The organism is Enterobacter sp. RCC_40, assembly GCF_041360735.1.
In the GTDB taxonomy this organism is placed as follows: Bacteria; Pseudomonadota; Gammaproteobacteria; order Enterobacterales; family Enterobacteriaceae; genus Enterobacter; species Enterobacter ludwigii.
The window spans coordinates 1-11,526 of record NZ_JBFUPR010000008.1; the positions used below are offsets into that span (position 1 = coordinate 1).

General features: G+C 53.8%; 10 protein-coding genes. 3 read left to right on the forward strand and 7 right to left on the reverse strand.

From position 1 onward, the window contains the following. Positions 1-327: 327 nt before the first annotated feature. Entirely contained in the window at positions 328-1,623 is a 1,296-nt protein-coding gene (locus tag AB6731_RS20115) for an MFS transporter (protein WP_025203439.1), read from the forward strand. Here AB6731_RS20115 and AB6731_RS20120 read toward each other — a convergent pair. The 5 genes from AB6731_RS20120 to trxC form a co-directional block, all read right to left on the reverse strand. Then, positions 1,620-1,943 carry a YfiM family lipoprotein gene (locus tag AB6731_RS20120; protein ID WP_044867571.1) on the reverse strand — a complete coding sequence of 108 codons (324 nt, stop codon included), beginning with the start codon at positions 1,941-1,943 and terminating at the stop codon, positions 1,620-1,622. The genes AB6731_RS20115 and AB6731_RS20120 overlap by 4 nt on opposite strands. A gap of 45 nt (positions 1,944-1,988) precedes the next feature. Then, on the reverse strand, positions 1,989-3,344 hold the full coding sequence (gene pssA / locus AB6731_RS20125; protein WP_371006767.1) for a CDP-diacylglycerol--serine O-phosphatidyltransferase: 1,356 nt from the start codon (positions 3,342-3,344) through the stop codon (positions 1,989-1,991). A gap of 110 nt (positions 3,345-3,454) precedes the next feature. Next, positions 3,455-6,118, reverse strand: a complete 2,664-nt coding sequence (gene pat, locus AB6731_RS20130; protein ID WP_371006727.1) for a protein lysine acetyltransferase — start codon at positions 6,116-6,118, stop codon at positions 3,455-3,457. 35 nt (positions 6,119-6,153) lie between these two features. After that, a complete protein-coding gene (tapT, locus tag AB6731_RS20135; protein WP_020882995.1) occupies positions 6,154-6,852 on the reverse strand; it encodes a tRNA-uridine aminocarboxypropyltransferase in 699 nt (232 codons plus the stop codon). Positions 6,853-6,921: 69 nt separating this feature from the next. Next, the gene (gene trxC, locus AB6731_RS20140; protein ID WP_014171226.1) at positions 6,922-7,341 is read right to left on the reverse strand and encodes a thioredoxin TrxC; all 420 of its coding nucleotides are present in this window, start codon (positions 7,339-7,341) and stop codon (positions 6,922-6,924) included. 204 nt (positions 7,342-7,545) lie between these two features. On the opposite strand from trxC, the gene AB6731_RS20145 reads away from it, so the two are divergent. Next, positions 7,546-8,631 carry a tRNA/rRNA methyltransferase gene (locus tag AB6731_RS20145; RefSeq protein ID WP_025203443.1) on the forward strand — a complete coding sequence of 362 codons (1,086 nt, stop codon included), beginning with the start codon at positions 7,546-7,548 and terminating at the stop codon, positions 8,629-8,631. 46 nt (positions 8,632-8,677) lie between these two features. Here the strand turns inward: AB6731_RS20145 and ung are convergent, their stop codons facing one another. Beyond that, complete coding sequence (gene ung / locus AB6731_RS20150; RefSeq protein WP_025203444.1) at positions 8,678-9,367, reverse strand: uracil-DNA glycosylase; 690 nt, start codon at positions 9,365-9,367, stop codon at positions 8,678-8,680. A 314-nt stretch (positions 9,368-9,681) separates the two neighbouring features. On the opposite strand from ung, the gene grcA reads away from it, so the two are divergent. Continuing rightward, positions 9,682-10,065, forward strand: coding sequence for an autonomous glycyl radical cofactor GrcA (grcA, locus tag AB6731_RS20155; RefSeq protein ID WP_013098327.1), 384 nt, complete (start codon positions 9,682-9,684; stop codon positions 10,063-10,065). 53 nt (positions 10,066-10,118) lie between these two features. Here the strand turns inward: grcA and srmB are convergent, their stop codons facing one another. Further along, positions 10,119-11,447 carry an ATP-dependent RNA helicase SrmB gene (srmB, locus tag AB6731_RS20160; RefSeq protein WP_020882998.1) on the reverse strand — a complete coding sequence of 443 codons (1,329 nt, stop codon included), beginning with the start codon at positions 11,445-11,447 and terminating at the stop codon, positions 10,119-10,121. Positions 11,448-11,526: the final 79 nt, after the last annotated feature.

Here is an 11,526-nt window from a genome sequence, read left to right on the forward strand (position 1 = left end):
CTCAGAAGTGAAACGCCGTAGCGCCGATGGTAGTGTGGGGTCTCCCCATGTGAGAGTAGGGAACTGCCAGGCATCAATTAAAAGAACCCCGTACCGTATGGTGCGGGGTTTTTTGCTTTTGTTTTTTTCCGTCGTCGAAGACGGCATCAGACTGCACACCGCCACACCAGCCAACGACCCTTAGTCTTTATCCTATAACTTACCTTGCTAACAGAAAATGTGATCTTACTCTCAATGTTATTTATAACAAAATAATAACATTTGCTTTACAAGATCGTGAGTTCTCAGGACTCAGCATGCCGTTTTTATGGCAGGAGCATAATCACAATGACAGAAAGCATAACATCGAACGGGACGCTGGCTGCCAGTGATTCCCGTAGAAGGGTATGGGCAATCGTCAGTGCCTCTTCAGGGAACCTGGTGGAATGGTTCGACTTTTACGTCTACTCATTCTGTTCACTTTACTTCGCACATATCTTCTTCCCGTCCGGCAACACCACCACACAGCTTCTGCAAACGGCTGGCGTATTTGCTGCGGGCTTCTTAATGCGCCCCATTGGTGGATGGTTGTTTGGACGGATCGCAGACCGTCGAGGACGTAAGGCATCCATGCTGATTTCGGTCTGCATGATGTGCTTTGGCTCGCTGGTGATCGCCTGTCTTCCCGGTTATGACGCTATCGGGACATGGGCGCCGGCTCTTTTGCTACTGGCTCGTCTGTTCCAGGGACTTTCTGTTGGAGGAGAATACGGTACCAGCGCCACTTACATGAGTGAAATTGCCCTTGAAGGCCGGAAAGGATTTTACGCCTCTTTCCAGTACGTCACGCTTATTGGTGGCCAGCTTCTGGCCATTCTGGTGGTGGTTATTCTGCAGCAGGTACTTACCGACAGCCAGCTTCATGAGTGGGGATGGCGAATTCCTTTCGCGATGGGCGCTGTACTGGCGGTCGTCGCACTCTGGTTGCGTCGTCAGTTGGATGAAACCTCGCAAAAAGAGGTCCGGGCGCTGAAGGAGGCGGGATCGTTTAAAGGGCTGTGGCGTAACCGCAAAGCTTTCCTGATGGTTCTCGGGTTCACCGCGGGCGGTTCTCTCAGCTTTTACACCTTCACCACCTACATGCAAAAATATCTGGTGAACACCACGGGCATGCACGCCAACGTCGCCAGCGCTATCATGACCGCCGCGTTGTTCGTCTTTATGCTGATTCAGCCACTTATTGGCGCGCTCTCCGATAAAATAGGGCGTCGCACGTCAATGCTGATTTTTGGCGGCATGTCCGCGTTATGTACTGTTCCTATTTTAACTGCGCTTCAGCACGTTTCCTCACCGTATGCCGCCTTTGGTCTGGTCATGCTGGCGATGGTCATTGTCAGTTTTTACACATCGATCAGTGGGATCCTGAAGGCTGAGATGTTCCCGGCACAGGTACGCGCTTTGGGGGTAGGGCTTTCTTATGCGGTCGCCAATGCGCTGTTCGGTGGCTCTGCGGAGTACGTCGCGCTGTCGCTTAAATCATGGGGAACGGAAACAACCTTCTTCTGGTACGTGACGGTGATGGGGGCACTGGCCTTTATTGTCTCCCTGATGTTGCATCGAAAGGGTAAAGGTATTCGTCTCTAATAGCGTGCCATCTGCCATACGGCATAGCCGGTCGTGGCACCGGCTACGTCCCAGGCAAAGTCTTTCCAGCTCCAGCCGCTCCCCGCGGGGCGGCTATCCCACAGTTCTTTTGAAGCCCCAAGGCTTACAGAGAACATCAGGCCGATTGCCGCACTACGATCCCGACTGTACCCCTGATGTTGTGCATACTCATTACCGGCAGCGGACAACATTGCGGAGGCGAGAAAGTGTTGCGCTTTATCCTGCCCGGACCAGCTATCGTTAGCCATATGGCTACAGCCACTGAGAAAGAGAGCACTCAGCAAGAGAAGAAAACGCATTAGCGGACTCCAAAAAAAAGCCCTGTCGCTGACAGGGCCTGGACATCACAGAATACGGCTGATAAGTCTGTCAATACGGATTCGACGCAGGCGACGAATAAGCTTGCGGACTTTCACCGGGTAATCGGCAATGCTCTGCAGTTCGCGGTAATGCTGAACCACAGTGGTATGCGTGCGAATAATCTCGAGCTCACGTTCACGACTGGTCGCTAACTCATGTTTCGGGTCATGGATCAGGATGGCATTTTCGAGATCCAGACGCCAGGCGCGAGGGTTCAGGTTATTGCCCGTAAGCAGCATCCATTCATCGTCGACCCACATTCCTTTCAGATGATAACTGTTGTCTTCATCTTTCCACAGACGCACGACCAGCTGGTCAGTGTTAACGTAATACTGTAAACGGCTCAGGAAACGGCGCAGGTTAATCTCATAGAGATAAGGGAGGGCACCGATAATCTTGAACGGTTGATCTTCAGGAATAAAGAAGTCGTTAGCCGTTTTGTCACCGACGATAATTTCAACTTTTTTACCATCACGCAGCAGCTGAATGATATTACGCACCAGCACGGCGGGAAGGTTGAAGTAAGGGGTGCAGATGATGAGTTTCTGCTCCGCACACGGCATCAGGTGGAAAATCGTTTTGTTCAGCAGGCTTGATTTGCCTAACCCCACCAGCGGTGTAACGGACAGCTCTTCGTTATTGGCATCGCCCTGGAAATGGTAGACCGCATCACGCAGTTCCTGGCGGAACGCGCGGATATCATTTTTAATTTCCGGGCTTTTAGGACGGTGTGGATCGTCAAGACGATTTACGCCGCGACCCTGTACTAAGTTCTTATCAACCCAGTTAAACATGATATCCGCCATCTGCGGATTACGAACCAGATGGTAACGGTCATATCGATATTTATCGAGCTGATGGAGGTAAACATCATTCAGGCTCGCGCCGCTGTACAGCACGCTGTCATCAATGATGAACCCTTTGAAATGAAGGACGCCGAGCGCTTCCCGGGTATTTACAGGTACGCCGTAAACGGGCACATCGACGCCAGGATTTTCCTGCGCCGTGCGGCAATACCAGTCAGCATTGGTGTTTGAAGCAGCAGCGCCTATACGGCCACGCTGAGCGCGGTGCCAGTCGACCAGCACGCGAACATCCAGTTCCGGACGTTGACGCTTGGCTTCATAGAGCGCATTTAAGATCGCGCGCCCACCTTCATCTTGTTCAAGATACAGGGCCACAATGCAAATGCGACGCGTAGCGCCGGCAATCTTTTCCAGAAGCGTCTCCCGAAAATGGGCGGGAGCGTAAAAGAACTCTACATCATCAACTGACTGAGAAATCTTCGGTAGTTGAGCAAGGTGTTGTTGATGTTTATTACGCTTAAATTTTGACAACATCACAGTGCGTTTCTTCTCTGTTCATTGAAGGGTTGTCTGTACCATGCAAACAACATAAGCGGACAATGATACCACCAGTCCCGTCCAAAGTGGGTAACATTTCCAGTAGCTTACTCGGCTTTATCCGCTGATATCAGGCTCAGGGATAAGGCCACAATACCTTCGTCCAGCTGAATATCAACGTCAAATCCAAGTTTTCGCGCCAGGGTCACCATACCGCGATTGTTAGGCATAGTAATGCCATTGAGGCGTAACAATCCGTGATCTCGCGTATAACTGATGAGTTTTTCCAGCAGCCGTCGCCCCAGACCCAACCCTTTCAGATCGGAGCGCACCAGCACAGCAAACTCCGCATCAACATTATCCGGGTCGGAAATAGCACGCGTAACGCCGAGGATCTCATCGCCCTTATCGGAACGACGAACGGCGACAAATGCCATTTCTCGATCGTAGTCGATCTGGGTCATATTGGCTAAATCATCGTGGGTAAATTCGTTGATTTCGCTAAAATAGCGATAGTAAAGATCCTCTTTCGTTACCTGAGAGATGAACGTGCGCAGCTGCGGTTCATCTTCCGGCAGGATAGGGCGGAATAACGCGCGCTCTCCGTTTTTCATCTCCACCCACTCCTCCAGCTGCAGAGGATACGGGCGGATCGCAAGGCGGCTCTCTCTGTCACCCTCGAAAGGCGCGATATCCAGCGTGACGTCCAGGGCCGTAAACTCACTGCCGGAGGCGAGCAGCGGGTGGATGTCCAGCCGCTGGATCTCCGCGCAATCAACAATCAGGTTAGACACCTGCACCAGGAACTGACTCAACCCGGCAATATCAAGAGGGCGCAGCGCGCTTCGGCCCCGGATTTTTTTGCTTTTGATGGCCTGAATGATCAGATAGCGCGCCAGGTTCATGTTCAGTGGTGGCAAAGCCACGACCGCCTGCTCCTCAGGACGCCACTCGACGCCGCCTTCCCCCAGCATGATAAGCGGGCCAAAGACAGGATCGTATTCAACCACCACGCGCAGCTCCTGAGCGCCCGCGCGATTAGCCATGCTTTGCACCAGCAGCCCGTGGATCCGCGCCTGAGGCCAGGCCATTTTGACCCGGTCGAATATGGCATCAGCGGCTTGCTGTACCTCGGTCGCAGTCCGCAGGTATAACATCACCCCCTGGACATCAGACTTATGCGGGATATCCGGTGAGCGAAGCTTGAGGGCAACGGGATAGCCAATTTGTTCGGCAATATGCACGGCTTCGGCGCTGTCGCCGGCAATCCAGGTGGGCAGGGTTTGCATCCCGTAACTGCCCAGAATCGGCTGCACTTCGTGCGTATCAAGCGAGGTGGCTCCCTCTTCGATAGCCTGCTGTAAAAGCCGATGAACATCGGCGGTGTTCGCCGTCAGGTTACCCGGTAAAGCCGGGGTTTCACGGAGCTGCTTCTGGTTGCGGCGATACTCCACCATATGCATAAACGCCGTAATCGTGCCTTCCGGAGTGCGGTAGGTGGGCAGACCGGCTTCACTGAACAGGCGTCGTGCCTCCTGGGAAGAGAACTCACCGCACCAGTTGGTCAGCAGAGTGACATATTTACCACGAGGATGGTTCCGGACGGCGTCAATCAGTGCGCGCGCGCTTTCACTCCCGGGCGCGACCGCGCTGGGGGAGTGAATAATCATCAGCGCGTCGAAATCCTGGCTATCCAGTAAAAGGGAGATCGCCCTGATATAGTGATCGCTACTGGCGTCATCGCGCAAATCGAGGGGATTGCCCGGGCTAACGCTTGCCGGCAGCGCTTCTTTCAGGCGTTGAAGCGTCTCCTCACCCAGGGTGGCCAGCTTGCCATTGCGCAGCCACAGTTCATCCAGTGCAAGTGCGGCAGGAGCCGCGCCATTACTGACAATCATTAACTTCTCACCGCGTAATGGACGCATATGGCTTAACGTCTCGACGGCGGAAAAAAGCTCGTGTGTATCCTGAACCCGCAGCAAACCCGCGCGTTGAATCGCGGCATCCCAGGCGGGATCCATGCCGGAATGCGACTGCAGCAGACGCTGGGCGGCGGGGCTACGCCCGCTTTTAATCACCAGAATCGGTTTGTTACGGGACGCGCTACGGGAAGCTGACACAAAACGACGGGCGTCGCTCAGGTGCTCAAGATAAAGAAGAATGGCGCTGGTTTTGCTGTCGCGAGCCAGAAAATCGAGCAGTTCATCAACGTCGATGTCCAGGCTGTCACCCAGAGCAATGAAGTAGGAAAAACCCATCTCACGCTGTTGCGCCCAGTCGAGGATCGTGTTCGATACCGCAGCCGATTGCGAAATAAAAGCGAGTTTGCCTTTGCGGATAGGGACCGGGGAGAAGCTGGCATTCAGCCCCTGCCACGGGGCGAGCAGGCCCAGACTGTTTGGCCCAAGAATGCGCATCTGGTAGCGACTGGCGCATGCCAGAAGCTCCGGCTGCTGTTCGGGCGGAGACGAGAGAATAATGCAGGTTTTACATCCTTTCCTGCCGAGCGACTCCAGCAGGGCTGGATTACGTTTCGCATTTGTACACAGGATGGCAAGGTCCGGTATGAAAGGCAGGCTCTGCACGTCCGGCCATGCCAGCACCCCCTGAACAGCCTTATAGGCAGGCGTCACAGGCATGACGGGGCCATTAAATCCGCCAGCCAGCAGGTTACACATCATCAGATAGCCTGCGCGATCCGGTTTCATTGATGCACCGATAACGGCAATGGATTTAGGACGAAGTAGCGCTTCTAACCCTCGCTGGCTCATGCAGGCCTCCTGTGAATGCAAGCGACCTGATGATTTTAAACGTTTTCTGTCTCCGTTGCTGTGACGCTGCCCTTATGAACGGTTTTTCCTGCCAGGTAACGTTCACGAAAGCGGGAGAAATGGCTCCCCAGCGCACCTGCCGCGACGGTATCTCCCGCTAAATCCAGAAGGGCAATCGCCACTTCAGCGGTACAGTACTGCCCGTCAGCATGCGCTTCTCGCAGGCGGTAGGCCGAGACGCGGGAAAGGTCGACCGAAATCACCGGCAATGAATCGAGATAAGGACTTTTGCGGAACATTTTTCGCGCTTCGGTCCAGGTTCCGTCCAGCATAATAAACAGCGGCGGTTTACCTGATGGCGGTGCCGAAAGCACCTGGCGATCTTCGCCAGCATACGAGGCCGGAAATACGACCATTGGCTGATAGTCCGGGTTTGCTACTAAGTCGAGCAGGGCTTGAGGCGGTTCCGTGCGTGACCACTGAAATGCCGCGGTATCCGGCAGAATGTCGGCAATAAGGCGTCCGGTATTGCTGGGTTTCATTGGTTCGGTATCGAACATGACCAGGCAAAAACGACTCTTCGCCGTGCTCGGCGCAAGGGTCTCGCACAGACAAACTTTAAGCGGCAGCAGACAACGCTGACAGCGGCGAACACGATTGCCGCGGGCAAGAAAAGGGCGAGTCGCGCGGGCCAGGCGTGCGGCGCGCAGTTGAAGAACAGCGTTATCAGTCATGGGCGAAGTGCAGGAAAAACCCTATTTTCGCAGAGGAAGGAACGGGGCACAAGATGCGCCCCGTTAATGTTACAGCGATTCGTTTAACCAGCTATCAAACGGTGCTTTAGGAACGGCACCGTTAAGCATGTCGATCACTTCACCATTTTTGAAAATCATGATGGTTGGGATGCTGCGAATGCGAAAGCGTGCGCTCAGCTCACGTTCTGCTTCGGTATTGACCTTAACAAAACGCATTTTGCCGCTGCGTTCTTCGGCAACATCTTCGAAGACAGGCGCGAAGCTACGGCACGGACCACACCACGGTGCCCAAAAATCGACAACCACCGGAAGATCGTCCTTGAGGAGTTTGTCCAGCGTAGCACCCGTAGCGTTGATAACATCGCCATCAAACAGTTCATGGCCACAACGCCCGCATTTCGCACCATCTTCAATCCGATCGTCCGGAATGCGATTAAGAGCCTGACAGTTGGCACATACGGTATTCATAACTAACCTCTGATAGAGCCGTGGGACAGCGGCAGAATGCCGATAATGTTTCTAATATGTTACATATTATCATTCAGCCTGTTTGAAACGACAATGCGTTTTATTCAATGAGAACAATAGTCACAGGCTTTTGTACGAATTTATGGCTATGAGCTTGCACATCGGGTAATCTGCGCGCTTCGCGCAGCGCTGGTGGAGAAAAGCATGAACGACGAAATGAAAAACAAAAGCGGCAAGGTCAAAGTGATGTATGTCCGCAGTGATGATGACTCTGATAAACGCACCCAAAATCCGCGTACCGGAAAAGGTGGCGGGCGTCCGGCGTCTTCTCGTGCAGACGGTGGCCGTCGCCCCGCCCGCGATGACAGAAATAACCGCGGTGATGACCGCAAACGTGATGACCGCAAGCGTGACGATCGCAAACGCGATGATTTCTCGCGCGAGGGTTCATCCCCCTGGCGTACCGTTTCTCGCGCCCCTGGTGATGAGGCGCCTGAAAAAGCCGATCACGGCGGTATCAGCGGGAAAAGCTTTATTGACCCGGAAGTGCTGCGCCGTCAGCGTGCAGAAGAGACCCGAGTCTATGGCGAGAACGCCTGCCAGGCGCTGTTCCAGAGCCGTCCTGAGTGCATCGTTCGCGCATGGTTTATCCAGAGTGTAACCCCACGCTTTAAAGAAGCGCTGCGCTGGATGGCGGCAAACCGTAAAGCCTACCATGTGGTGGATGACGCTGAGCTGACGAAAGCATCAGGCACTGAACACCACGGTGGCGTGTGCTTCCTGATCAAAAAACGTAACGGGACTACCGTACAGCAGTGGGTTAGCCAGGCGGAAGCCGATGACTGCGTGCTGGCACTTGAAGATGTGGGCAACCCACATAATCTGGGTGCAATGATGCGTAGCTGCGCGCACTTTGGCGTGAAAGGCGTGCTGTTACAGGATGCCGCGCTGCTGGAATCGGGTGCCGCGATCCGTACCGCAGAGGGCGGGGCAGAGCATGTTCAGCCGATCACCGGCGACAGCGTTCTGGATGCCATTGAGCAGTTCCGTAATGCGGGATATGCCATCGTCACGACCTCCAGCCATGCCGCTACGCCGCTGTTTAAAGCGACACTGCCGCGTAAAATGGTGCTGGTGCTGGGTCAGGAGCGTGATGGCCTGTCCGATGCTGCGCTTTCCAGCGCGGATCTGAGCGTCTCTATCGACGGTACAGGCAATGTTGAAAGTCTGAACGTTTCCGTTGCGACTGGCGTACTGCTGGCGGAATGGTGGCGTCAGAATAAAGCATAATACTGTGCGTCGGGTGTGCCCGCTAAAAACGGGCACATCCGCTGCGTTACTCACTCTCAGCCGGTAACACTGGCATCCAGTCAATTGGCGTTTCGCCACGTTTTTCCAGCCACTCGTTCGCCAGAACAAAATGATTACAACCAAAGAAACCACGATGCGCTGACAGCGGTGACGGATGCGGTGCCTTCAGGACATGATGACGCTGCCTGTCGATAATCGCCCCTTTCTTCTGCGCGTGGGAACCCCACAGTAAAAACACCACCCCTTCACGATGCTCGTTGATAAGGCTGATGACTTTATCGGTAAAGGTTTCCCAGCCCAGGCTGGCGTGAGAATGTGCCTGACCGGCACGTACGGTGAGTACCGTATTCAGTAACAGCACGCCCTGGCGCGCCCAGCTTTCCAGATAACCATGCGTGGGCCGGGTAAAGCCGGGCACGGTCTTTTCGAGTTCTTTGTACATGTTCAGAAGCGAAGGGGGGATAGCAACCCCAGGACGTACAGAGAAAGCAAGCCCGTGAGCCTGTCCCGGTCCGTGGTAAGGATCCTGGCCGAGGATAACCACTTTCACATCGCTGAGTTCGGTATAGCGAAACGCGTTGAAAACATCTTTTTGTGGCGGATAAATCGTCTGGCCAGACTGCCGCTCTGCCGCAACGGTGCTGAGGGTGTTAATAAAATAGGGCTGCTGTTTCTCTTCTGCCAGCACATCGTGCCAGGTCAACGGTGTCGTCATCTCGCTCTCCTGCGAATCACATTCTGCGCCTAGCTTAACCGCTAAAACCCGGGGTGCAAAATCCCAGGCATAAAATCACCGTAAGTCATTCAATTTATTTTGAATAGATGCGAAAGGAGTTGAGCTGGCAAAGCAATGAAATTGATCTGGAACAATAAAATCAAACCACACTCTTTGTGTGGTTGGTGTTTTTGTTGATTTAAATCAATAAATGACCGGGGTGCGAGTGATATATATACACACAAGAAACAATGGTTTTACCAATTGGCCGCGCGAGGCCGACACCAGTTAATGTAGCCTAAGGGAGGCAACACATGATTACAGGTATCCAGATTACTAAAGCTGCAAATGACGACCTGCTCAACTCTTTCTGGCTGCTGGACAGCGAGAAAAATGAAGCGCGCTGTGTAGTAGCGAAAGCGGGTTTTGCTGAAGATGAAATCGTTCCGGTGAACAAACTGGGCGAAATCGAATACCGTGAAATCCCAATGGAAGTAAAACCGGAAGTGCGCGTTGAAGGTGGTCAGCACCTGAACGTGAACGTGCTGCGTCGTGAAACGCTGGAAGATGCGGTTAAGCACCCGGAAAAATACCCACAGCTGACCATTCGTGTATCAGGTTATGCAGTACGTTTTAACTCTCTGACCCCGGAACAGCAGCGCGACGTTATTGCGCGTACCTTTACTGAAAGCCTGTAAGGTTTCAGTCTCGGGGGTGGAATAAAAAAGCCGGGGTTTTCCCCGGCTTTTTTTTACTCTTCAGTTTTCGTCTCTGGTGCGGCAGAGCTTGGTTTACGGCGTTTACCAATATTCTTGGTATCGCGGTGGCGCTGCTTCACGCGCGGCTTCTCTTTTTCTTTCTCTTTTTTCTCAGCACGTTTTGCGAGCGCTTTTTTAGACGGTTTGCCCGTCATTTTTTCACTCGGTGCACGTGTGGTCGGGCGAAGCTCATCAATAACGCGTGCTTTCAGTGGCTCATCAACGTAGCGGCCAATTTTCTGCAGCAGCAGGTAGTCATGCGCTTCGACCAGAGAGATCGCGATACCTTTGCGTCCGGCACGGCCGGTACGGCCAATGCGGTGCAGATAGGTGTCGCCGCTGCGTGGCATATCGAAGTTAATGACGTGACTGACGTCCGGAATGTCGATCCCGCGTGCAGCAACGTCTGTTGCGACCAGCACGTTCACGCGACCATCAGTCAGACGTTTAATCCCTTCGGTACGCTTAACCTGCGCCATCTCGCCTTCGAGATAGCAGTTATTGATTCCGGCATTACGCAGCATTTCAGCCAGTTCATGCACACGCTCGCGCTTACGCACAAAGACGATGGTACGGGTGGCATCGTCCTGCTTCAGCAGGTGCTTAAGTAACTCAACCTTGTGTTCAAGGTTATCTGCACGGTAATACCACTGGTGGATCTTCTTGCGCTCGCGCGTGGACGGCGTCGCGGAAACTTCCACCGGATCTTCCAGCAGGCGCTCTGCGAAGTCTTTGATCGCGTCCCCTTCAAGGGTGGCAGAGAACAGCATCGTCTGGTTACGCCAGCGTGTCTCACCCGCGATATGTTCGATATCCTGCGCGAAGCCCATGTCCAGCATGCGGTCAGCTTCATCCAGAATCAGTGTTTCTACCGCGCGGCAGTCGAAGTTCTCTTCTTTAATGTACTGCAGCAGGCGACCGGTCGTCGCAACGACGATGTCCTGATTTTCGCTGAACACTTCGGCGTGGTTCATATACGCAACGCCGCCAGTGATCGTGGCGATATCCAGATGGGTATTGGCCGCCAGCTCGCGGGCGTGATCGGCAACCTGCATCGCCAGCTCGCGCGTCGGCGTCAGGATCAAAATACGCGGCGGGCCTGATTTTTTACGTGGAAAATCGAGCAGATGCTGCAACACAGGCAGCAAGTAAGCCGCTGTCTTCCCCGTGCCGGTTGGCGCAGAACCGAGCACATCGCGGCCCTCAAGCGCAGGCGGAATGGCCGCTGCCTGAATGGCGGTCGGGCGTGTAAAGCCTTTGCTCTCAAGTGCATTGAGCAGGCTTTCATCGAGTTCAAGTTCGGAAAAAGTCGTTACAGTCATGTTCTACCTCTGTGTGGGGCGCTGATTATAGACGTTACGGCTGTAATCTTCATCTGTTTGTATGGATATCGCTTTGCGG